Source organism: Luteimonas suaedae (assembly GCF_008312895.1).
Taxonomy (GTDB): Bacteria; Pseudomonadota; Gammaproteobacteria; order Xanthomonadales; family Xanthomonadaceae; genus Luteimonas; species Luteimonas suaedae.
This window is the reverse complement of sequence record NZ_VSSP01000019.1, coordinates 14,875-36,134: the sequence shown is the minus strand read 5'-3', so window position 1 is coordinate 36,134 and position 21,260 is coordinate 14,875. Positions and strand designations below refer to the sequence as shown.

Here is a 21,260-nt window from a genome sequence, read left to right as displayed (position 1 = left end):
CAACTGATCCTCGCGATCTTCGTGTGTCCCAGGAACCCCGGCTTCGGCCGGGGTTCCCGCGCCCATTCCCGTGCCGCTGGTGGTGACGTAATCTGCGCGGGATGAAGCTCGCCATTCTCTCGCGCAACAGCAAGCTGTACTCGACCCGCCGCCTGGTGGAGGCGGCGCGCCTGCGTGGCCACAGCGTCCGTGTGCTCGATCCGCTGCGTTGCTACATGCGAATCGCGGCGGACGGGTTCTCGATGCACTACAAGGGGCGGCCGGTCGCCGGCTACGACGCGGTCATCCCGCGGATCGGCGCCTCGATCACGCGCTACGGCAACGCCGTGCTGCACCAGTTCGAGCTGATGGGCACCTACACGCCCAATACCTCCGCGGCGATCGCGCGTGCACGCGACAAGCTGCGCTGCCACCAGTTGCTCGCGGCCCAGGGCATCGACCTGCCGGCGACGGTGTTCGGCGACAACCCCGACGACACCGCGGACCTGCTGTCGATGCTCGGTCCGCCGCCGCACGTGATCAAGCTCAACGAGGGCACCCAGGGCGCCGGGGTGATGCTGACCGAGAAGCCGTCGGCGTCGCGCGGCGTGATCGAGGCGCTGCGCGGGCTGTACGCGAACTTCCTGGTACAGGAGTTCGTGGCCGAGGCCGAGGGGCGCGACCTGCGCTGCCTGGTGGTCGGCGAGCGCGTAGTCGCGGCGATGCAGCGCGAGGCGCCGCCGGGGGATTTCCGCTCCAACCTGCACCGCGGCGGCAGCGGGCACGCGGCGCTGCCGTCGCGGGACGAGCAGGCGATGGCGATCCGCGCCGCGCAGGCGCTGGGACTGGGCGTGGCCGGCGTCGACCTGATCCGCTCGCGACGTGGACCGTTGGTGCTCGAGGTCAACGCCTCGCCGGGACTGGAGGGGATCGAGGCGGTCGCCGCCACCGACGTCGCCGGGCAGATCGTCGATTTCGTAGCGGCAGCCGCTGGCGAACAGGCCCGCGGCGAGGGGCAGAAGCGGCGGCAGCCTTCCCGATTAACCCGAAAATAACAGCCTGCTTAACGGCGGTTTAATCGCGCCGGGCGTAGCTTGCGCAGTCCGCGATCTGTCGCTTCCTGTTCCGTTCCAACCAGTCAGTCGGCAGATTACGGGCAATCGGGGCAATACGCATTGACCCAGGCGACGATCTCGCCTGGGTCTTTTTGTGTCCACGGCGCGAACAACGCCGGCTTCGCCCCGGCTTTGTGCCAGAATCCATCGATCACGGGAAACCCGCCGCCGTTTCTCCTGTCCAACAGCGACGCCCGCTCCCGCCCGCCAGACAACCACGGAATCCTCCCGCCGATGCGCATCCTCGTGATCGAAGACAACCAGGACATCGCCGCCAACCTCGGCGATTATCTCGAAGACCGCGGCCACACCGTCGACTTCGCCGCCGACGGCGTCACCGGCCTGCACCTGGCGGTGGTCCATGATTTCGACGCGATCGTACTCGACCTCAACCTGCCCGGGATGGACGGGCTCGAGGTCTGCCGCAAGCTGCGCAACGAGGCGCGCAAGCAGACGCCGGTGCTGATGCTGACCGCGCGCGATTCGCTGGACAACAAGCTGTCCGGCTTCGACTCCGGTGCCGACGACTACCTGATCAAGCCGTTCGCGTTGCAGGAGGTCGAGGTCCGGCTCAACGCCCTGTCGCGCCGCGGCCGCGGCGTGCAGACGCGGGTGCTGGAAACGGCCGATCTCGAATACAACCTCGACACCCTGGAAGTGCGCCGCCAGGGCAAGCTGCTGCAGCTCAATCCCACCGCGCTCAAGATCCTGCAGTCGCTGATGGAGGCGTCGCCGGCGGTGGTCACGCGGCAGGAGCTGGAAACCAGGGTCTGGGGCGAGGAGCTGCCGGATTCGGACTCGTTGCGGGTGCACATCCACGGCCTGCGCGCGGTGATCGACAAGCCGTTCGACACGCCCCTGATCCAGACCCGCCACGGCATCGGCTACCGCATCGCCGCGCCCGAGGGCAGCAGCTAGTCTCCCGTCCGCTCATCCCGCACATGTCGACAGATCCGACGCCCGGGGCGGCACCAGCGCGTCGGGTCAGACGTTACCGGCGGCGGCTGCGCAGCCGCATCATCCTCTCCTTCGTCCTGCTCGGTTTCGGCCTCACCGCGCTGTTCGCCTTCCTGACCCAGGAGGCGCGCAACCGCGTCGAGAACGACCTGGTCGAAGACGTGATGAACCGCAACATCGACGAGTTCGCACGACGCTTCTACAGCGACCCCAGCAGCAGTCCCGACCTGCCGCTGCAGCAGATGATCGGACGGGTGGTCAAGCGCGAGCGCTTCGAAATGCTCAAGGCCGAGCAGCCGGATTGGTACGACCTGCCCGACGGCATCCACAACCTCAGCGGCGTGGACGAGAACGGCGAGCCGTTCTCTTACAAGCTGGCTGTGCGCAAGACGCCGGAGGAGTGGTTCTTTCTCGCCTACGACATGACCCAGGCTGCGCGCGGCGAGGCGCAGTTCCAGCGTGCGATCCTGGGTTCGGTGCTGCTGGTCTCCCTGCTGTCGTTGCTGATCGGCTGGTGGGCGGCGTCACGGGTGATGAGCCCGGTCTCCGATCTCGCCAGGCGCTTGCAGGATTCGGACAGCAGCACGCGGCCCGCGGCGCTGGCGGCGCACTTCCCTGACGACGAGGTCGGCCAGCTCGCCGGCGCGCTGGACGACTACGCCGCGCGCCTGACCGAGGTGGTGCAGCGCGATCGCGAGTTCAATGCCGACGTCAGCCATGAATTGCGCACGCCGCTGGCGGTGATCAAGGGCGCGGTCGAGTTGCTGCTGGCCAAACCCGGACTCGACGACAAGACCGAGGCGCGGCTGCTGCGCATCCAGCGCGCCGAGCAGCAATGCACCGACCTGATCAGCGCATTGCTGCTGCTCTCGCGCAACGAGCGCGGGCACGGCGCGACCGACGTGGCCAAGGTCGCCGAGCAATTGCTGGATGCGCACCGCACCCAGATCCGCAACAAGCCGCTGGAACTGCGCCTGCAGGGCGATTCCGGCCTGGTGGTCGATGCACCTGAAGCCGCGGTCTCGGTGGCGCTGGGCAACTTGATCGGCAATGCGGTCAAGTACACCAATGCCGGTGAGGTCGTGGTGCGGATGCTGCCGCAGGCGGTCGAGGTGATCGATTCGGGCCCGGGCCTGAGCGCCGAGGACGCAGCGAAGCTGTTCGAGCGCGGCTATCGCGGCACCCATGCCGAGCATTCGCAGGGCGGCGGTATCGGCCTGTCGATCGTACGCCGGCTATGCGACCTGTACGGCTGGAGCGTGCGCGTGGTGCCGGGCGAAACCCGAGGGGTGATCGCGACGCTGTCGTTCACCACGATCACCGCCTCCGCATCGTCGAGCGGAGAGCCCGCGTAGCCGAGCGAGCTCGGCTTTACAGGCCCTAGGGCAGGGACCGGTGGTCATGGTCGCTGGGCCGCCGCTGCATCCGCCTCGCCGCTGGTCAGGGTCCAGCCGACGATGTCGTGGGTGATCGCGGTCAGTGACTGCTCGAATGCGGCGACCACGTCGTCGATCTCCGTGCTGGCGGCGGGCGCCGCCTGCAGGAACGTGCGCGAGGCGGCCACGCGCTGGTCGCGGTTGTAGAGCAGCTTGGCGGCGATCTCGATCGTCGCATCGGGCATCGCGCGGCCGGCGTAGTCGGACTCGAACCGGCGCAGGTCCAGCACCAGCTTGTAGTCAGCACGGATCCCGGTGTCGCTGCGGGCGACCGCGTCGATCCGCCCGGAATCCTCGAATGCGCGCAGCAGGGTGTCCTCGATCATGTCGGTCGACGGCTGTGCCCAGGACGCGCCGGCATAGACCTGCAGTTCCGCCGGCGTCGGCCGCACGTTGATGCGCGGGCTGTCGATCATGCGCGAGGCGGAGGCTCCGCCGATGGCGAGCTGCCACTGCACGCTGGGCCAGGCCGGATCTGCCTGGACGCGGACATCCGGTGCATAGATCGTGGCGCGCGGGCTGGTGCCGCCGCTGCCGAGCACGCTGCAGCCGGCCAGCGCGATGGCGGCAATCGCCGGCACGGCCGAGCGCAGCAGCGTGCCGGCGGTGATGCGGGACCGGCGCGGCAGCGCCGGCCGGTGGGATCGGTTGGCGGTGTTCATTCCGGTTCGAACTCCTTGGGGGCGTCGCGGCCGAGCAGGTAGCGCGCGGGATTGCTCTCGAGGCGGTCGCTGATCCGGCGCAGGTCGCGGACCAGCGCGCGCAGTTCGCCCAGCGTCGGCCCGAGTTGCGACAGGCCGTCGTTGGCGAAACTGTTGATGGCGGCGCGGTTCTCGTTGAGGATCGCGTCGGCACCGTCGGCGGCCGAATCCAGCCGGACCAGGGTGCGGTCCAGTTTTTCCACCAGCTGCGGCAATTCCTGCACGAAGCCGCGATCGAAATCGCCGATCACGGTATTGGCGGAATCGAGGGTGCGCTCCAGCTGCTGACTGGCCGAGCGTGCCGAACGCAGCAGTTCGGTGATGTCCTCGCGGCCATCGCCGAGCGCCGCGGTGGCGTTCTCGAGATTGGTCAGCGTGCTGTCGATCTTGGCGATGTTGGCGTCGCTGAACAACGTGTCCAGCCGTTCGACCAGGCGGTTGGCGGTATCGGCGATGTTCTGCAGCGCGGACGGTTCGGTGAGGATGATCGGCACCTCGCGATCCGAGCGGTCGATCAGGCGCGGCGCATCGGGGCTGCCGCCGGTGAGCTGGATGATCGGCGGTCCGGTCAGGCTGGTCATCGACAGCCTGGCGCGGGTATCGATCTTGACCGGCGCCTGCGCATCCAGGCGCAGCTGCGCGATCACCTGGCGCGGATCGTCCGGCGCCAGCTGCAGGTTCTGCACCGTGCCGACGGCGATGCCGTTGTACTGCACGCTGCTGCCTTCCGACAGGCCGGTGACCGGCTCGTTGAATACCACCGCATAGGTCTCCCAGCTGCGGTCGGAGGCATATTTGGCCGCCCATAGCGCGAACAGCAGGCCGAACACCGTCACCGCGATGGTGAAGGCGCCGATCAGGACGTAGTTGGCTTTGGTTTCCATGGGTCAGGGCCGGGGATCGGAAATGAAGGATAGGGAATCGCGCGTGGCGTCGCCGCCGGTTCGCGCGCATTGCGCGGCGATGCCGGCTCGTGCGCAGACACCGTGGAGCCAGGGAGTCTGCGCTTCAATCATGCCCGGCGTCCCATTTCCGGGTCCCCGCCTGTGCGGCACGCGCACGCGGGCCGTGGAAGTATTCCTGTACCCACGGATGGTCCAGACGCTCCACCTCGGCCAGCGGGGCGGTGGCCAGCACCCTGCGATCGGCCAGCACCGCGACGCGATCGCAGATAGCGTACAGCGTATCCAGATCGTGGGTGATCAGGAACACCGTCAATCCGAGGGCCTGCTGCAAGGTGCGGATCAGCTGGTCGAAGGCGGCCGCGCCGATCGGGTCGAGCCCGGCGGTGGGTTCGTCCAGGAACATCAACGGCGGATCCAGCGCCAGTGCGCGCGCCACGCCGGCGCGCTTGCGCATCCCGCCCGACAGCTGCGACGGCAGCTTGTCGATGGTGTCGGCGGGGAGCCCGGCCAGCTTGACCTTGAGCAGGGCGAGTTCGTAGCGCAGCGAATCGCTCAGCTGTGGGTAGTACTCCTTCAGCGGCACCTGCACGTTCTCGCCGACGGTGAGCGAGGAGAACAGCGCGCCGTCCTGGAACAGCACACCGGTGTTGCGCTCGACATGGCGACGCGAGGCCGGATCTTCGCTGCGCGCGTCCACGCCCAGCACCTCGATCTCGCCGGCGTTCGGCTTGCGCAGGCCGAGGATGGTGCGCATCAGCACCGACTTGCCGGAACCGGAGCCGCCGACCACGCCGAGGATCTCGCCGCGGCGCACGTCCAGGTCCAGCCCTTCGTGCACGACCTGCTTGCCGAAGCGGTTGTCGATGCCGCGCACGCGGATGATGGGCGAGTCGGTGGACTCGTCGTGATTGGTGATTGGTGATTGGTGATTGGTCAAAGCGGGGCCCTCCGCATGCCAGCGGCCGTCGCTTTCGCCAATGACGAATCACTAATCACGAATCACCGCCCCTCACCAACCCACGTTCATGAACCAGATCGCCGCCAGCGCGTCGAGCACGATCACCAGCGCGATCGACTGCACCACGCTCGAGGTGGTGCGCTCGCCGACCGATTGCGCGGTGCCTTCCACCTGCAGGCCCTCCAGGCAGCCGATCAGACCGATCAACATCGCGAACACCGGCGCCTTCGACAGGCCGACCAGCATGTGCCGCAGTTCGAAGGTGTCCTGCATGCGGCCCAGGTAGGCCGGTGGCGGGATGTCCAGGCTGAAGGCCCCGACCGAGACGCCGCCTGCCAGGCCGGCGATCATCGCCAGGAAGGTCAGCAGTGGCAGCATCACCAGCAGCGCGATGATCCGCGGCAGCACCAGCAGGTCGACCGGGTCCAGGCCCAGGGTGCGGATCGCATCGACCTCCTCGCGGCTGACCATCGCGCCGATCTGCGCGGTGAACGCGCTGGCGGTTCGGCCGGCGAGGATGATCGCGGTCAGCAGCACCGCGAACTCGCGCAGGAAGGCGATGCTGACCAGCTCGACCACGAAGATCTGGGCGCCGAAGTCGGCCAGGATGGTCGAGCCGAGGAAGGCGATCACCGCGCCCACCAGGAACGACAGCAGCATCACCAGTGGCACCGCGTCCAGGCCCACCTGCTCCATGTGGTGCACGGTGGAGGTGAGCCGGAAACGCGACGGTTCCTTCACCAGGCGCACCAGCTTGAACAGGTTCTCGCCGAGGAAGCTGATCAGCGAGACGGCTTCCTTCCAGTTGTCCACCACCGCGAAACCGAGGCGGGCGAGCGCGGCCGCGAAACCGTACTCGCGCTTGCGCGGCGGACGGTCGTCGGCCACGTCCTCGATCGCCTCGACCAGTGCGTGGTGGTCGTCGTGGAAGTGGAACCGGTCGAAATCCAGTTCGCGGCGCCGGGCGAAACGGATCAGCTGCAGCACGCCGACCGAATCGATGCGTTCGACGCCGCTGGCATCGATCTCGCGCACGCTCTCCGGGACCTCGTGCAGACGGGCGCCGATGTCGCCGGCGAAGCGCAGCGTCCAGCGTCCGCCCAGGCGCAGCCGCGAGGCGTCGTCGGGATCGGTCTCGATGCTCGGCGCTGAGGCGGGCGGGGTCATGCGGAAGCACGGTTCCTGTGCACTGGCATCGCCATAGAGTACGCAATCGCGGCAGCGCGTGGTCAAGCGACCCGCGGAACGGCTTCGGCCGTTGCCGCGGGCGCGCCGCGCCGGGCGCCGGCGGCTGTCGGCGCGGCCGCGCGCATGCGATCCTGTGCCGATGACCCGCGCCTCGCCACGCACCTATGGTTACGCCGCCCGCATCGCCTTCGTGGTCGAGCTGGCGGAGCAATTGCACGCCTATGGCACCACCGCGCAGCGGCTGGAGAGCACGGTGGTCGCCATTGCGCAGCAGCTGGACCTGGACTGTGAGCCCTGGGTCAACCCCACCGGCATGGTGCTGTCGTTCAGCGATCCCCAGCGCCCGCCCGGCGACAGCGACACCACCCGCGTGATCCGGATGGCGCCGGGCGAGGTCGATCTCTACAGCCTGTGCGAGGTCGATCGCATCGCCGAGGAGGTGATGGTGGGCGCGCTGGACTTGGCCGAAGGCCACGCCGCACTGCGCGCGCTCGACCTGCGCCGCCCCGGGTGGCGCGGCAAGACCCTGCACGTGCTGGCGTTCGCCATGATCGCCGCCGGCGTGGCCGGGCTGTGGCGGTTGCCGTGGCTGGACATCGCCACCGCGGCGACCATCGGCCTGCTGATCGGCCTGCTCGATCTGGCCACCCGTAACGGCCAGCGGCTGAAGGAGGCGGGCGACGCGCTGGCGGGGATGCTGGCCGGGTTCGTGGCCATCGTCGTGGCCGGCTTCGTGGCGCCGCTGAATCTCAATACGGTGGTGATCGCCTCGCTGATCGTGATGCTGCCCGGCATGGCGCTGACCAACGCGGTCACCGAACTGACCAGCCAGCACCTGGTCTCGGGCACCGCGCGCTTCGCCGGCGCGGTGACCACGGTGCTCAAGCTCACCGTCGGCACCATGATCGCGCTGACCCTGGCGCAACTGCTCGGGATCGATCCGCAGGTGCGGGCGCTGCGGCCGCAGCCGGACTGGGTGGAGTGGGTGGCGCTGGGGACGGCTTCGCTCGCCTTCGCGATCCTGTTCCGCGCCGGTCGCCGTGATTATCCGCTGGTGATGCTGGCGGCAGCCGCGGGTTATCTGATCTCGCGCTATGCCGGCGCCGTCTGGGGTTCGTCGATCGGGCTGTTCCTGTCCGCGCTGGTGCTGACCGCCGCCGGCAATGGCTACGCGCGCTGGGCCAACCGTCCGGGCGCGGTGATCCGGGTGCCCGGCATCATCATGCTGGTGCCCGGCAGCGCCAGCCTGCGCGGCCTGCTGACCCTGATCCAGCAGCAGGACGTCGCTGCTGGCCAGCAGGCGATGCTGGCGGTGCTCAATATCATCCTCGCGCTGATCGCCGGCCTGCTGTTCGGCAATCTGCTGTTGCCGGCGCGCAAGAGTCTTTGATTGGGTCGTGATTCGAGAGTCGTGATTGGTGATTGGTGAGTCGGGTGCGGAAGAGCTTGTTGCCCGCTGCCGTCGTCCCGGTGCAAGGGGGGCTTTCTGCCCTGCATCAGTAATGGCGCTCGGTCAGGCGTCGACGCTGCCCGTGGCGATCGGGCCTGCCTCAACGCGATCGAGCGGCCGCCTCGTGGCCCAACGAAAAACGCCGGCTTGCGCCGGCGTTTTTCGCGAGGCGGGCTTCGCGATCATTTCTTGATCAGGAAGTCCTCGACCTTCTTGCCTTTCTTCACCTGGGCCGCCAGCCAGCGCGGCTGCTTGCCGCGGCCGGTCCAGGTCTCGGTCTTGTTGGCGGGGTTGCGGTACTTCGGCGGAACCTTGCCGAGCTTGCGGCCCTTGGTCGCCTTCTTGGTGGTCTTGCGGGTCGCGGGCGCCGCCTTGGCGGTCCGGCCTCCGAACAGTTCGGCGATGCTGTAGCCCTCCGCCTGCGCCTGCGTTTCGAGCTTCTTGCGCACCACAGCGATCGGCTTGCGCTTCTTCAGGGTGGTCTTGCGCTGCTTTGCCTGGGTGATCAGCGAGTCGAGTTCCCTGGCCGACAGGTCGTTCAGATCGATTGCCATCAAGTGCTCCGGATTACGAAAAAGGGGAAAGCCGGTCCGTGGCTGCCCGCGATCATAATCTAACCCGTAAATCCTTGACAAATCCGGAGTTAATCGCCCGGGCACCGGTTTTGCACCATCCGTCCGGATTCCAGCCGGAATCGCGGATATTCGCCAATGGTTTCAGCGGTGATCGCACAAGCGTGCGAACAGGGCACTGCGATCGAGGTTCTCCGAGGCGTCGGCGCCGCGTGCGCGATATTCGAACGTTCCCGCCGACAGGCCGCGCTCGGAGACCACCACGCGGTGCGGGATGCCGATCAGTTCGATGTCGGCGAACATCGGGCCGGGGCGCAGCCCGCGATCGTCGAGCACGGTTTCCATGCCGGCGGCCTGCAGTTCGCGGTACAGCGCTTCGGCCGCTTCGATCACCGACGGATTCTGCTTGGGATTGATCACGCAAACGGCGACCTGCCAGGGGGCCATCGGTTCGGGCCAGAGAATGCCGGCGTCGTCATGGTTCTGCTCGATCGCCGCGGCGACCACGCGCGAGACGCCGATGCCATAGCAACCCATCGCCGGTACCGCCGCCTTGCCGGTTTCGTCGAGCACCGTGCAGTCCATCGCTTCGGCGTACCTGCGGCCGAGCTGGAAGACATGGCCGACCTCGATGCCGCGGGCGATGCGGATCTCGCCGCCGTCCTCGGCGCGGTCGCCGGCGACCACGTTGCGGATGTCGGCGACGGTGTCGGGTTCGGGCAGGTCGCGACCCCAATTGACCCCGGCCAGGTGGTAGCCGGCCTCGGTGGCGCCGACCACGAAATCGGCCAGCGCCGCGACCTCGCGATCGGCGACCACGCGGACCGCGCCGCGCACGCCAACCGGTCCCAGGAAACCCGGCTCGCTGCCCAGGTGGGCGAGAATCTCGGCCTCGGTGGCCATGCGGTAGCCGGCCAGGCCCGGCACCTTGGCCAGCTTGATCTCGTTGACGGCATGATCGCCGCGCACCAGCGCCAGCACGAAACCGTCCTCGGTCATCGCCGCGATCGACTTGACCGTCCGCGCCAGCGGAATGCCGAGCAGCGCGGCCACGTCCTCGCAGGTGCGCTGCGTCGGCGTGTCGACCTTGCGCAGTTCCTCGGCGGCGCTCGCGCGCGGGCTGGGCGCGGCGGCGACCGCGGCTTCGACGTTCGCGGCGTAGTCGGAGCCAGTGGAAAATGCGATCGCGTCTTCGCCGGAGTCGGCCAGCACGTGGAACTCCTGCGAGGCGTCGCCGCCGATCGCGCCGGAATCTGCCTGCACCGCGCGGAACTTCAACCCGAGCCGGGTAAAGATGCGGGTATAGGCCGCATGCATGTTGTGGTATTCGCGATCCAGGTCGGTATCGGTGAGGTGGAAGGAATAGGCGTCCTTCATCAGGAACTCGCGCGCGCGCATCACCCCGAAGCGCGGGCGGATCTCGTCGCGGAACTTGGTCTGGATCTGGTAGAAATTCACCGGCAGCTGCTTGTAGCTCGCCAGTTCGTTGCGGGCCAGGTCGGTGATCACTTCCTCGTGCGTGGGGCCGACGCAATACCAGGCGTCCTTGCGATCGCGCAGTTTCAGCAGCTGATCGCCGAATTTCTGCCAGCGCCCGCTTTCCTCCCACAGTTCCTTCGGCTGCACCGACGGCATCAGCAGCTCGATAGCGCCGGCGGCGTTCATTTCCTCGCGCACGATCGCCTCGACCTTGCGCAGCACGCGCAGGCCCAGCGGCGACCAGGTGTAGATGCCGGCAGCGAGCTTGCGCACCATGCCGGCGCGGAGCATCAGCCGGTGGCTGGCGATCTCGGCGTCGGCGGGCGTTTCCTTGCTGGTGTGGAGATGGAACTGCGACAGGCGCATGGCAGGGGATTCATCGAAAGCGGATTCGCGATTCTGCCAGCGTTGAGGCCCGGATGCGGGATTTTGTTCCGGGCGGGCCGTGGCTGCAAAGGCAAAGTACGGAAAACGTGAAATCGAATCCCGCCTGCGCCCGCATCCCCGGACGCAGAGGCGTGGCGCCGTGATGTTTTTCCGGATCGATATCCGGTTCCGGTCCCGGGCTCAGTGCCGCTGGCCGTGGACCTCGATTCCCTCGCGCGGCTGCACGTCGACTTTCTCGTAGCTGCGCCCGGCATGACGGCCGCCCGGCGGCCGTTCGGTGATCTGCAGGTGGCCGGCATCGTCGCGCCAGCGGTACAGGGCCGGGCCGGTGTCCCCGGCCATGGCGGCCGCGGCGCTTTCGGCGCGATCGCGCCTGGCCTGCACGGTTTCCGGTGGCTCGCGCGACAGCCACCAGGCCAGCGCGCCACCGCCCGCCAGGCCCAGCACCACGGCCCAGGTCAGGCGCATGACTCAGGCGGCGGGTGCGTCGTCGGTGCAGTAGGCCCGCACCGCGGCCTGTGCCAGCTCCAGCTGGTTGGCGCGTTCGTCGGCGTCCAGCTCGCGCACATTGCCTTCACCGTCGTCCTGCTGCACCGGTCCCTCGCCTCGCAGCGTCTCGATATTGCGGCGCGCGATGGCGCACTGTGGATTCTCGGCGGCGGCGGGGTTGGCGGACGCCTGCCCGTTGCTGGTGGTCTGCGAGGTGCTGGCGCCGGAGTCGCTGATCTTGCGCTGCTGATAATTGCCGCTCGGCGGCGGGGATTCCGAATAGTGGGTGACGCCGCTGGCATCCTTCCACTGGTAGACCTCGCTGGCGCCGGCGCCGGTGGCGAACGCGGCGGCGACCAGCGCCAGGGCGGTGCCGAGGATCGGATGGCGCATGGAAAGCTCCTGGAGAATCGAGGAAAAGGGGAAATCGGGGGGACGGGCGCGATTGCAGCACCCCCGGGGCAGGCGCGCAAGCCGCGATTCCGCGGGGCTTGACGGCCGTCGCGGGATTCCCGGCTCCCGGGGCCGGTAAACTCCGCCCATGGAAGACGATACCCCCACCCCCGGCCCGGCACGCGGCCGTGGCATCTACCTGCTGCCGAACCTGTTCACCACGGGCGGCCTGTTCGCGGGATTCTTCGCGATCATCGCCGCCTCCCAGGGGCGCTACGGGGCGGCCTGCATCGCGATCTTCGTCGCCGCGATCCTCGACGGGATCGACGGCCGGGTGGCGCGCCTGACCAACACCCAGAGCGAATTCGGCGTGCAGTACGACTCGCTGGCCGACCTGATCAGCTTCGGCATGGCGCCGGCGCTGGTGATGTACCACTGGGCGCTGATGTCGCTCAAGCTCGATGGCGTGACCATCGGCCGGATCGGCTGGCTGGCGGCGTTCCTGTACGCCGCCTGCGCGGCGCTGCGGCTGGCGCGCTTCAACAGCCAGGTGGCGAAGGTCGACAAGCGCTGGTTCGTCGGCCTGGCAAGCCCGGCGGCGGCGGGGCTGATGGCGAGCTTCGTGTGGACCAGTCACGATCTCGGCTGGAGCGGCGATGAGCTGCGCTACCTCGCCCTGGCGGTGACGGTGATCGCCGCGCTGCTGATGGTCAGCCAGATCCGCTACACCAGTTTCAAGGGCGGCAGCAGCGGGCCGAAATCCGACCGGGTGCCGTTCTTCTTCCTGCTGATCGCGTTGGCGCTGCTGATCGCACTGTGGATCGACCCGCCCAAGACGCTGCTGACGGCGGCGACGCTGTACGCACTGTCCGGGCCGGCCGCGTGGGCCTGGCGGCGTCGCTCGCCGGCGGCGAGGGCGGCGCCGTGAGTTGGGACGGGCTGCAGCGCGAGACGCTCGATGCGCTCGGTTTCACCCTGTGGCGCAGGATCGACGCGACGGCGTCGGTGCCGGACGATCCGTTGCTGCATGCACTGCTGCGCGCGGCCGGGCGCGGCCCGGAGGCGCCGGACGCGGCCAGCCTGTGCCGCGGCTGGATGCCGCTGGCGCGCCTGCGCACGCCCGAGGCCAAGCGCGCGCTCTGGCCGCAGCTGCGTGCGCTGCGGAGCCGGACAGGCCCGTGAACGCGCGCGCCGCGGACGCTCCTGGCATCGCCGCGAGCCTGCGGCCGATGCGCGTTGACGATCTTGCCGAGGTGATGGCGATCGAACTGCGCGCCTACCCGTTTCCGTGGACGTCGGGAATCTTCCGCGACTGCCTGCGCGCCGGTTATCCGGCGTGGGTGCTGCACGACCAGGGGCGCATCATCGGCTACGGCGTGCTCAGCGTCGCCGCCGGTGAAGCGCACGTGCTCAATCTCTGCGTCGATCCCGAGGTGCAGGGGCAGGGACATGGCCGCAGGCTGCTGCGGGCATTGCTGCGCATCGCCCGTGATCAGGGCGTGGTCCGGGTGTTCCTCGAGGTGCGGCCGTCGAACCCGCAGGCCATCGCGCTGTACCATGACGAGGGCTTCAACGAGATCGGGCGGCGGCCGCGCTATTACCCCGCCATGCGCGGGCGCGAGGATGCGATCGTGATGGCGATCGAACTGGTCGGCGAATCCGCGGACTAGGGCCTGACCCATCGGCGGGCCAGACCCCCGTAGGAGCGCGCCATGCGCGCGATGCCGCGGGTGCTGACAGGATCCGATGGATGCCGCGATTCCAGACCGGCAAGCGCGCCGGTCACCGGAATTTACGGGCGGCGAAACGCCCGCGGTATCGCGCGCATGGCGCGCTCCTACGGGGGGAAGCGGCGGTGTCTATAGCCGCGCGCGCTGCGCGGCGAGCGCGTCGCGCTGCGCGGTCCATTCGGCCAGGCGCTTGCGCTCCTGCTCCACCACCGCGGCCGGCGCGTTCTGCACGAAGGTGGCGTTGCCGAGCTTGCCCTCGCACTTGCCGATCTCGGCCTCGACCCGCTTGAGCTCCTTGTCCAGGCGGCCGCGTTCGGCGTCCAGGTCGACCAGGCCTGCCAGCGGCACGAACAGCTTCAGTCCGCCGACGACGCCGGCAGCGGCAGGCGGCGGGTCGCCTTCGATCGTCTCGATGCGCTCGAGCCGCAACAGGAACGTCAGCTGCGAGGCGAAGCGCGCCGCGCGGGCGCTGTCGGTGGCGGACGCATCGCGCAGCAGCAGGACGACCTGCCGCGCCGGCGAGACGCCGAGTTCGCTGCGGATGCGGCGCAGCGTCGACACCATCTGCTTGAGCCACTCGACATCGTCCTCGGCCTGCGCGAACGCGGCCACGTCGAAGCTAGCCGCCTGCGGATAGCGTTGCAGCGAAATACTGTCGCCGTCGATGCCGAGCCGCGGCGCGACCTCGCGCCACAGCGCCTCGGTCACGAACGGAATCAGCGGGTGCAGCAGCCGCAGCAGCGCCTCGAGCACAAACAGCAGCGTGTGCCGGGTGCTGTCCGCGGCCGCGGCGTCGTCGCCGTTGAGCGCCGGCTTGGCCAGTTCGACGAACCAGTCGCAGAACGCGTTCCAGGCGAACTCGTACAGCGTCTGCGCCAGCAGGTCGAAGCGGTAGGCGGCGAAGTGCGCTTCGGTGTCGGCGGCGGTCGCGGCCAGGCGCGCGAGGATCCATTTTTCCGGATCGGTCCGGGCTGTAGGAGGGGCTTCAGCCCCGACGGTCGCGGTTGAAGCTGCTCCTACAGAGGCGGAGAAACCCTCGGTGTTCATCAATACGAAGCGCGTCGCGTTCCACAGCTTGTTGCAGAAGTTCTTGTAGCCCTCGGCGCGGCCGAGATCGAACTTGATGTCGCGGCCGGGGCCGGCCAGCGCGGCCATGGTGAAACGCAGCGGATCGGCGCCGTGCGCGGCGATGCCGTCGGGGAACTCCTTGCGCGTCGCCTTCTCGATCTTCGCCGCCATCTGCGGCTGCATCAGCCCGGTGGTGCGCTTGGCGACCAGGTCGTCGAGTGTGATGCCGTCGATGATGTCGAGCGGGTCGAGGATGTTGCCCTTGGACTTGGACATCTTCTGCCCGTCCTTGTCGCGCACCAGGCCGGTGATGTAGACGTCGCGGAACGGGATCTGACCGGTGAGCGCATCGCTCATCACGATCATCCGCGCCACCCAGAAGAAGATGATGTCGAAGCCGGTGACCAGCACGCTGCTGGGCAGGAAATCCTCGAAGCCGCGCTCGGCCATGGCGGCCTCGTCCGGCCAGCCCAGGGTCGAGAACGGCCACAGCCCGGACGAGAACCAGGTCTCGAGTACGTCGCTGTCCTGCGCCAGCGGCCCGTGGTAGCCGGCCGTCTCGGCCTTGGCGCGCGCCTCGGCCTCGTCGCGGCCGACGAACACTTCGCCGCCTTCCCCGTACCAGGCCGGAATACGATGGCCCCACCACAGCTGGCGGCTGATGCACCAGTCCTGGATGTTCTGCAGCCAGTGCCGGTAGGTGCTGATCCAGTTCGGCGGCACGAACTTCACCGACCGGTTCTCGACCAGTTCCAGCCCGCGCTGCGCCAGGCCGTCCATCTTCACGAACCACTGGTCGGTCAGGTACGGCTCGATCGCCTGGCCGGTGCGATCGCCGCGCGGCACCTGCAGCTTGTGCGGTTTTGCTTCGACCAGCAGGCCGGCGGCGTCGAGCTCGGCGACGATCGCCTTGCGCGCGGCGAAACGGTCCAGGCCGCGGTACCGCTCCGGCGCATTGTCGTTGATCGCCGCGTCGGCGGTGAAGACGTTGATCAGCGGCAGCGCGTGCCGCTGGCCGACGGCGTAGTCGTTGAAGTCATGGGCCGGGGTGACCTTGACGATGCCGGTGCCGAACGCGCGGTCGACGTAGGCGTCGGCGATCACTGGGATCTCGCGTCCGGTCAGCGGCAGGGTCACCGCCTTGCCGACCAGGTGCGCGTAGCGCTCGTCGTCGGGATGCACCATCACCGCGGTGTCGCCGAGCATGGTCTCCGGGCGGGTGGTGGCCACCACCACCTCGCCGCTGCCGTCGCTGAGCGGATAGCGGATCGACCACAGGAAGCCGTCCTCCTCCTCGCTCACTACCTCCAGGTCGGAGATGGCGGTCTTCAGCACCGGGTCCCAGTTGACCAGGCGCTGGCCGCGATAGATCAGGCCCTGCTCGTACATGCGCACGAAGGCCTCGATCACCGCCCGTGAGGGCATGTCGTCCATGGTGAAGACGCTGCGCGACCAGTCGCCGGAGGTGCCCAGCCGGCGCATCTGCCGTTCGATGGTGTCGCCGGACTGCGCCTTCCACTCCCACACCTTGGCGATGAAGCCCTCGCGGCCGAGCGCGTCGCGGGTCTCGCCCTTGCCCTCGCGCGCCAGGTTGCGGGTGACCACCATCTCGGTGGCGATGCCGGCATGGTCGCTGCCCATCTGCCACAACGTACGGTGGCCGAGCATGCGGTGATAGCGGATCAGCGCATCCTGCAGCGTGTGCTGGAACGCGTGGCCCATGTGCAGCGTGCCGGTGACGTTCGGCGGCGGCAACAGGATCGTGTAGGCGGGACCATCGCCGCGCGGCGCGAACATGCCGGCCGATTCCCACTCGGCGTAGAGCCGGGATTCGAAGGCGCTGGGATCGTAGCTGGGGGCGAGGGACATGAGAGCCGGGATTCGTGATTGGTGATTGGTGATTCGTAAAGGCAAGGCGACGGACCGCAACGAGAGGGAGTCGGTTGGTAGAGAATCCGCTTTTGCGAATCACCAATCACGAATCCCGAATCACGGCCCCCCTACATATCGTATTTCTTAAGTTCCAGCCCGCGCGCCTGGTACTGCTTCCAGCGTTCGCGCAGCGGGCCGCGCGCGGATTCGTCGGCGGGGACCACTTCCAGCACCCGTTCGAAGCCGCCTTCGACCGCGGCGTCGCGCAGGTTGATCACCAGCGGGCGCATCGGCGGATCGAACTCCGGCGGCGCGATCAGCACGGGCGTGACATCGTCCTCGTCCCCGCCGGCGATCTGGTGCGCGATGTAGACATCGTCGCCCATGTCCCACAGCAGGTCGTCGAGCGTCTCGGCCTGCGCCCGGTCACGCGCCAGCACCAGGGTCGACAGGTCGGCGTCGTGCGCCTTGCGCGCCAGTTCGCACACCAGCCGCAGCGGCTCGGCGCGAAAACGCGGCTTGGCGATCAGGTAGAAGTCGGCGCGCATGGGAGCGGTGATTGGTGATTCGTGATTAGTGATTCGCAAAGGCAGGTTCGTGCCTGCCTTGTGCCACGTCGGCGAGGGCAAGTGCTTCTGCGTTTATCGAATCACCAATCACGAATCACCAATCACAGGCAAATGAATTACGCCGCGCCGCTCGCGGCGCGGTCGATCAGCCACTGCGACAGCAGCCCCACCGGCCGCCCTGTGGCCATGCCCAGCTTGCCGTCGCCGCTGGCGCTGCCGGCGATGTCGATGTGTGCCCAGCGCTGGCCCTCGGTGAAGCGCGAGAGGAAGCAGCCGGCGGTGATGGCGCCGCCCCAGCGGCCGCCGATGTTGTAGACGTCGGCGAAGGCCGAATCGAGCATCGGCTGGTATTCGTCCCAAAGCGGCAGGCGCCAGGCGCGGTCGAACACGGTCTCGCCCGCGGCCAGCAGCTCGTCGGCGAGATCGTCGTGCTTGCTCATCAGGCCGCTGGCCTGGCGGCCGAGTGCGACCATGCAGGCGCCGGTGAGGGTGGCGACGTCGACCAGTGCCTGCGGCTCGAAGCGCTCGGAATAGGTCAGCGCGTCGCACAGGATCAGCCGGCCCTCGGCGTCGGTGTTGCCGACCTCGATGGTCTTGCCGGACATGCTGGTGATGACGTCGGACGGACGGTAGGCATTGCCGTCGATGGCGTTCTCCACCGCCGGCACCACCACCCGCAGGTTGATCGGCAGGCCCAGCCCGACCGCCGAGACGAATGTACCCAGTACCGTGGCGGCGCCGCACATGTCGAACTTCATGTCCTCGATGCCGCCCTGGGTCTTGAGGTTGACGCCGCCGGTGTCGAACGTGATGCCCTTGCCGACCAGCACGTAGGGCCTGGCATCGCCGCCGTTGTTCCATTCCAGCACGATCAGCCGCGGGCGATGGGCCGAGGCGCGCGCCACCGCGAGCAGGGCGCCCATGCCGAGCGCTTCCATCTCCGTCTCCTCCAGCACCTGGCAGGCGGCCTTGTCGAAGCGCGCGGCGAAGGTCTTCGCCTGTTCGGCCAGGTAGGCCGGATTGCAGACGTTGGCCGGCAGGTTGCCCAGTTCGCGCGCAAACTCGACGCCGTTGGCGATCGCCTTGCCCTGCGACAGCGCCTGCTCGTCGTCGCCGGACACCGCCAGCGCGCGCAGGCCGGTGTGCTCGCGCTTCTTGTTGTTGGCGCCGAGGGTGGCGGTATAGCGGTAGGCGGCATGGTCGGCGGCGATCACCGCCTGGCGGATCGCCCAGGCGGCGTCGTGGCCGTCGACGGCGAGCTCGGACAGCGTCAGCAGCGCGCCGGCGGCGGCGCCGGTCTTCAGTGTCCGGATCGCATCGGTCACCGCGCGCTGGTACTGCGCGGCACCGAACTTGGCCTGCTCGCCAAGCCCGACCACCAGCACCCGCGGCGCGGCCACCCCGTCCAGGTCATGCAGCAGGAGGGTACGCCCGACCTTGCCGCTGATGTCCCCGCGCGCCAGCAGCGCCGCCAGGCGGCCGTTGCTGGCGCCGTCCAGCGCCTGAGCGGCCGGGGAGAGCGTCTTGTCGGCGAACACGCCTACCACGACGCAGTCGGTCGCGGCGGTGGCGGGGGTATCGCGATTCAGGGTGAATTCGAGGGTCATCAACCAGATTCCGTGTGCGGGTCATTACAATCGGGCGTTCGGTCGCGGTCGCGACCGCCGCCGGCCTCATATCCGCGCCGCCGGCCTGCCCGTAAAAGAACCCCAAAGTCTAAAGCAACCCGCCTTTCGATGCCGAAGCTCGACAGCTACCTGTTCCGCGAATTCGCCCAGGCCACCTTCGCCGTGCTGGTGGTGCTGATGGTCGTCAGCCTGGGCGGCGTGTTCGCCGACGTGCTCGGCGACATCGCCCGTGGCCGGGTGCCGGCCGGGATGATGCTCTCGCAACTCGGCCTGCAGGTGCTGAACTATCTGCCGCTGATCCTGCCGCTGGGCCTGATGCTGGGCCTGCTGCTGGCGGTGGGGCGGCTGTACCGTGACTCGGAGATGCCGGTGTTGACCGCCACCGGCGTCGGCCCGCGCCGATTGCTGCGCCCGGTGCTGATGCTGGTGGTGCCGATGGTCACGTTCATCGGCCTGTGCTCGCTGTGGCTGGGGCCGTGGGCGCGCGACTACTCCAAGCGGATGATCGAGCAGGGCAGCCGCAGCCTGCTGATCGCCGGGCTCGAGGCCGGGCGCTTCGTCGAACTGCCGGGCGGCCGCGGCGTGGTCTACGTGGGCGGCATGTCCAACGACGGCACGCAGATGGCGCGGGTGTTCGTCTACCAGCAGGACGAGGAGCGGATGGACGTCACCACCTCGGCCACCGGCCGGCTGACGGTCGAGGACAGCGGCGAGCGCTATCTCACCCTGGATGACGGCTTCCGGGTCGAGGGGCCGCAACGCGACGGGCTGGATTTCCGCCTGATGCGCTTCGCCAGCAACGAGCTGCTGTTGCCCGAGGCCGGGGGCAGTCGCGACGAGACCGATCCCGAACTGCAGCCGACGCTGGCCCTGCTCGGCGATGAACGCCGCGAAGCCCGCGCCGAGCTGCACTTCCGCCTGGCGCCGCCGCTGCTGGCGCTGGCGTTCGGCCTGCTGGCGGTGCCGCTGGCGCGCAGCCCGCCGCGGCAGGCGCGCTATGGCCGCACCATGCTGGCCTTCCTCGGCTATTTCGTCGGCATCAACCTGATGCTGCTCGGCCAGGACTGGCTGGCCGAGGGCACGATCCCGATCGCACTCGGGCTGTGGTGGCTGGTGCTGCCGTTGCTGGCGCTGGGGGCGTGGATGTACTTCACCGACGGCCGCGTTCGCCGCACGCGGTGGAGGCGGCCGCGATGATGCCGTTTCCCAAGCTCCACGACCTCTATGCCGCGCGCGTGGTCGTCGTGACGGTGTTGCTGACCTGGGCGGTGCTGACCGGGCTGGATTTCGTGGTCAGCGGCCTGTTCTCCGAGATCGACGACATCGGCCAGGGCGACTACGGTTTCTTCTCGGCGCTCACCTATACGCTCTACAGCCTGCCGCGCCGCGCCTACACCATGTTTCCGACCGCGGCGGTGATCGGCACGCTGATGGGCCTGGGGCAGTTGGCGGCGACCTCGGAGCTGACCGCATTGCGTGCGCTGGGGCTGTCGCGCAAGCGCCTGAGTCTGTCGGTGGCGGTGCCGTTGCTGCTGCTGACGGTGGTGATGATCCTCAACGGCGAGACCCTGGCGCCGTGGGCGCAGCGCAGCGCCGACGGCATGAAGTCGGCCGCCAAGTCCAACGACCTGATCGTCGCGCAGTACTCGGGATTGTGGGCGCGGGAAGGCGATACCTTCCTCAACGCCCAGACCGGGCAGGAGCGCAGCGAAGGCGGTCGGCAATGGCTGGAACTGGCCGACGTGCGCCTGTTCGAATTCGATGACGACGGCCGCCTGGTCTCGGTGGCCAACGCCGCCACCGCCGAGCACGGCGCCGACGGCTGGCTGCTGCGCGACGTGCGCCGGGTCTGGTTCGAGGAGCGCGCCGTCACCGAGACCGAGGTCGACGAGGAGAAGTGGGCCTCGCAGCTCGACTCCGCGGCGCTGGCGACCGCCAGCAACTTGTGGCGGCCGCGCTACCAGCGCGCGGCCGACCTGCGCCGCGGCATCGAGTACCGCGAGCGCAACGGCCTGGACGCCAGCGAGTACGAAGAGCATTACTGGGGCCGCTGGTTCTATCCGTTCAACGTGCTCGCGCTGTGCCTGGCGGCGATTCCGTTCGCATTCGGCAGCCTGCGCAGCGGCGGCCTGGGGCGGCGGCTGTTCATCGGTGTGGTGTTCGCGCTGGGGTTCTGGCTGCTGCAGAACCAGTTCGTGCGCCTGGCGGGCGTCTACCAGTTCGACTTCCGCCTCGCCTATCTGATGCCGCCGACGGTGATGCTGCTGATCTCGTTCCTGTTGTTCAGGCGCCGGAGCGGCTGACGGCGATTCGGCGTTGTCGCCGCCGTGGCGGCCTGCCTTCGCCGTTGCCATCCTGGAAACGGGAAGCGACGCCACGGCAAA

General features: G+C 68.6%; 18 protein-coding genes and 2 pseudogenes. 9 read left to right on the top strand and 11 right to left on the bottom strand.

Annotated features, from left to right (window positions below; all coding sequences use genetic code 11):
• The first annotated feature begins 101 nt into the window (after positions 1 to 101).
• From rimK to FXO19_RS18200, 3 genes are all read left to right on the top strand, one after another.
• A complete protein-coding gene (gene rimK / locus FXO19_RS18210) occupies positions 102 to 1,034 on the top strand; it encodes a 30S ribosomal protein S6--L-glutamate ligase (RefSeq protein WP_149196540.1) in 933 nt (310 codons plus the stop codon).
• 294 nt (positions 1,035 to 1,328) lie between these two features.
• Positions 1,329 to 2,012 carry a response regulator transcription factor gene (locus tag FXO19_RS18205; RefSeq protein ID WP_149196539.1) on the top strand — a complete coding sequence of 228 codons (684 nt, stop codon included), beginning with the start codon at positions 1,329 to 1,331 and terminating at the stop codon, positions 2,010 to 2,012.
• Positions 2,013 to 2,035: 23 nt separating this feature from the next.
• The gene (locus FXO19_RS18200) at positions 2,036 to 3,406 is read left to right on the top strand and encodes a sensor histidine kinase (RefSeq protein WP_149196538.1); all 1,371 of its coding nucleotides are present in this window, start codon (positions 2,036 to 2,038) and stop codon (positions 3,404 to 3,406) included.
• A 44-nt stretch (positions 3,407 to 3,450) separates the two neighbouring features.
• Here the strand turns inward: FXO19_RS18200 and FXO19_RS18195 are convergent, their stop codons facing one another.
• The 4 genes from FXO19_RS18195 to FXO19_RS18180 form a co-directional block, all read right to left on the bottom strand.
• Positions 3,451 to 4,098, bottom strand: coding sequence for an ABC-type transport auxiliary lipoprotein family protein (locus FXO19_RS18195; RefSeq protein WP_187775847.1), 648 nt, complete (start codon positions 4,096 to 4,098; stop codon positions 3,451 to 3,453).
• Between the two features lie 47 nt (positions 4,099 to 4,145).
• A complete protein-coding gene (locus FXO19_RS18190) occupies positions 4,146 to 5,072 on the bottom strand; it encodes an MlaD family protein (RefSeq protein ID WP_149196536.1) in 927 nt (308 codons plus the stop codon).
• 124 nt (positions 5,073 to 5,196) lie between these two features.
• Entirely contained in the window at positions 5,197 to 6,030 is an 834-nt protein-coding gene (locus FXO19_RS18185) for an ABC transporter ATP-binding protein (RefSeq protein WP_149196535.1), read from the bottom strand.
• Positions 6,031 to 6,102: 72 nt separating this feature from the next.
• Positions 6,103 to 7,218, bottom strand: coding sequence for an ABC transporter permease (locus FXO19_RS18180; protein ID WP_149196534.1), 1,116 nt, complete (start codon positions 7,216 to 7,218; stop codon positions 6,103 to 6,105).
• Between the two features lie 160 nt (positions 7,219 to 7,378).
• On the opposite strand from FXO19_RS18180, the gene FXO19_RS18175 reads away from it, so the two are divergent.
• On the top strand, positions 7,379 to 8,629 hold the full coding sequence (locus tag FXO19_RS18175) for a threonine/serine exporter family protein (RefSeq protein WP_149196533.1): 1,251 nt from the start codon (positions 7,379 to 7,381) through the stop codon (positions 8,627 to 8,629).
• Positions 8,630 to 8,874: 245 nt separating this feature from the next.
• Here FXO19_RS18175 and FXO19_RS18170 read toward each other — a convergent pair.
• The 4 genes and pseudogenes from FXO19_RS18170 to FXO19_RS18155 all read right to left on the bottom strand — a co-directional run.
• Positions 8,875 to 9,243, bottom strand: a pseudogene (locus FXO19_RS18170) (H-NS histone family protein); the annotation flags it as partial.
• Between the two features lie 162 nt (positions 9,244 to 9,405).
• A complete protein-coding gene (locus FXO19_RS18165) occupies positions 9,406 to 11,106 on the bottom strand; it encodes a proline--tRNA ligase (protein WP_149196531.1) in 1,701 nt (566 codons plus the stop codon).
• Between the two features lie 201 nt (positions 11,107 to 11,307).
• Positions 11,308 to 11,595, bottom strand: coding sequence for a DUF4124 domain-containing protein (locus FXO19_RS18160; protein WP_149196530.1), 288 nt, complete (start codon positions 11,593 to 11,595; stop codon positions 11,308 to 11,310).
• A 3-nt stretch (positions 11,596 to 11,598) separates the two neighbouring features.
• Positions 11,599 to 12,009: a DUF4124 domain-containing protein gene (locus FXO19_RS18155; RefSeq protein ID WP_149196529.1), complete on the bottom strand. Its 411-nt coding sequence runs from the start codon at positions 12,007 to 12,009 to the stop codon at positions 11,599 to 11,601.
• 148 nt (positions 12,010 to 12,157) lie between these two features.
• Here FXO19_RS18155 and pssA point away from each other — a divergent pair, with 148 nt between their 5' ends.
• The 3 genes and pseudogenes from pssA to rimI all read left to right on the top strand — a co-directional run bounded on the left by pssA (position 12,158) and on the right by rimI (position 13,679).
• Positions 12,158 to 12,937 (top strand): CDP-diacylglycerol--serine O-phosphatidyltransferase, encoded by a 780-nt coding sequence (pssA, locus tag FXO19_RS18150; protein ID WP_149196528.1) that lies wholly within the window; start codon positions 12,158 to 12,160, stop codon positions 12,935 to 12,937.
• 86 nt (positions 12,938 to 13,023) lie between these two features.
• Positions 13,024 to 13,191 (top strand): annotated as a pseudogene (locus tag FXO19_RS19675) (alanine acetyltransferase); the annotation flags it as partial.
• 47 nt (positions 13,192 to 13,238) lie between these two features.
• The gene (gene rimI, locus FXO19_RS18140) at positions 13,239 to 13,679 is read left to right on the top strand and encodes a ribosomal protein S18-alanine N-acetyltransferase (protein WP_149196541.1); all 441 of its coding nucleotides are present in this window, start codon (positions 13,239 to 13,241) and stop codon (positions 13,677 to 13,679) included.
• A gap of 189 nt (positions 13,680 to 13,868) precedes the next feature.
• On the opposite strand, the gene FXO19_RS18135 is transcribed toward rimI, so the two are convergent.
• The 3 genes from FXO19_RS18135 to FXO19_RS18125 all read right to left on the bottom strand — a co-directional run bounded on the left by FXO19_RS18135 (position 13,869) and on the right by FXO19_RS18125 (position 18,855).
• Positions 13,869 to 16,676, bottom strand: a complete 2,808-nt coding sequence (locus FXO19_RS18135; RefSeq protein ID WP_149196526.1) for a valine--tRNA ligase — start codon at positions 16,674 to 16,676, stop codon at positions 13,869 to 13,871.
• Positions 16,677 to 16,807: 131 nt separating this feature from the next.
• Positions 16,808 to 17,227 (bottom strand): DNA polymerase III subunit chi, encoded by a 420-nt coding sequence (locus FXO19_RS18130; RefSeq protein ID WP_149196525.1) that lies wholly within the window; start codon positions 17,225 to 17,227, stop codon positions 16,808 to 16,810.
• A gap of 137 nt (positions 17,228 to 17,364) precedes the next feature.
• Positions 17,365 to 18,855, bottom strand: coding sequence for a leucyl aminopeptidase (locus FXO19_RS18125; RefSeq protein ID WP_149196524.1), 1,491 nt, complete (start codon positions 18,853 to 18,855; stop codon positions 17,365 to 17,367).
• A gap of 129 nt (positions 18,856 to 18,984) precedes the next feature.
• Here FXO19_RS18125 and lptF point away from each other — a divergent pair, with 129 nt between their 5' ends.
• On the top strand, positions 18,985 to 20,073 hold the full coding sequence (lptF, locus tag FXO19_RS18120; RefSeq protein ID WP_149196523.1) for an LPS export ABC transporter permease LptF: 1,089 nt from the start codon (positions 18,985 to 18,987) through the stop codon (positions 20,071 to 20,073).
• Positions 20,016 to 21,179, top strand: a complete 1,164-nt coding sequence (lptG, locus tag FXO19_RS18115; protein WP_425481495.1) for an LPS export ABC transporter permease LptG — start codon at positions 20,016 to 20,018, stop codon at positions 21,177 to 21,179. Before lptF ends, lptG begins: the two co-directional genes overlap by 58 nt.
• The last annotated feature ends 81 nt before the right edge of the window (positions 21,180 to 21,260 follow it).

What these genes read in the sequence shown, in the direction of transcription:
- rimK (WP_149196540.1), top strand. Translation starts at nt 102, where the DNA reads ATGAAGCTCGCCATTCTCTCGCGCAACAGCAAGCTGTACTCGACCCGC.
- FXO19_RS18205 (WP_149196539.1), top strand. Translation starts at nt 1,329, where the DNA reads ATGCGCATCCTCGTGATCGAAGACAACCAGGACATCGCCGCCAACCTC.
- FXO19_RS18200 (WP_149196538.1), top strand. Translation starts at nt 2,036, where the DNA reads ATGTCGACAGATCCGACGCCCGGGGCGGCACCAGCGCGTCGGGTCAGA.
- FXO19_RS18190 (WP_149196536.1), bottom strand. Translation starts at nt 5,072, where the DNA reads ATGGAAACCAAAGCCAACTACGTCCTGATCGGCGCCTTCACCATCGCG.
- FXO19_RS18180 (WP_149196534.1), bottom strand. Translation starts at nt 7,218, where the DNA reads ATGACCCCGCCCGCCTCAGCGCCGAGCATCGAGACCGATCCCGACGAC.
- FXO19_RS18175 (WP_149196533.1), top strand. Translation starts at nt 7,379, where the DNA reads ATGACCCGCGCCTCGCCACGCACCTATGGTTACGCCGCCCGCATCGCC.
- FXO19_RS18165 (WP_149196531.1), bottom strand. Translation starts at nt 11,106, where the DNA reads ATGCGCCTGTCGCAGTTCCATCTCCACACCAGCAAGGAAACGCCCGCC.
- FXO19_RS18160 (WP_149196530.1), bottom strand. Translation starts at nt 11,595, where the DNA reads ATGCGCCTGACCTGGGCCGTGGTGCTGGGCCTGGCGGGCGGTGGCGCG.
- FXO19_RS18155 (WP_149196529.1), bottom strand. Translation starts at nt 12,009, where the DNA reads ATGCGCCATCCGATCCTCGGCACCGCCCTGGCGCTGGTCGCCGCCGCG.
- pssA (WP_149196528.1), top strand. Translation starts at nt 12,158, where the DNA reads ATGGAAGACGATACCCCCACCCCCGGCCCGGCACGCGGCCGTGGCATC.
- rimI (WP_149196541.1), top strand. Translation starts at nt 13,239, where the DNA reads ATGCGCGTTGACGATCTTGCCGAGGTGATGGCGATCGAACTGCGCGCC.
- FXO19_RS18135 (WP_149196526.1), bottom strand. Translation starts at nt 16,676, where the DNA reads ATGTCCCTCGCCCCCAGCTACGATCCCAGCGCCTTCGAATCCCGGCTC.
- FXO19_RS18130 (WP_149196525.1), bottom strand. Translation starts at nt 17,227, where the DNA reads ATGCGCGCCGACTTCTACCTGATCGCCAAGCCGCGTTTTCGCGCCGAG.
- FXO19_RS18125 (WP_149196524.1), bottom strand. Translation starts at nt 18,855, where the DNA reads ATGACCCTCGAATTCACCCTGAATCGCGATACCCCCGCCACCGCCGCG.
- lptF (WP_149196523.1), top strand. Translation starts at nt 18,985, where the DNA reads ATGCCGAAGCTCGACAGCTACCTGTTCCGCGAATTCGCCCAGGCCACC.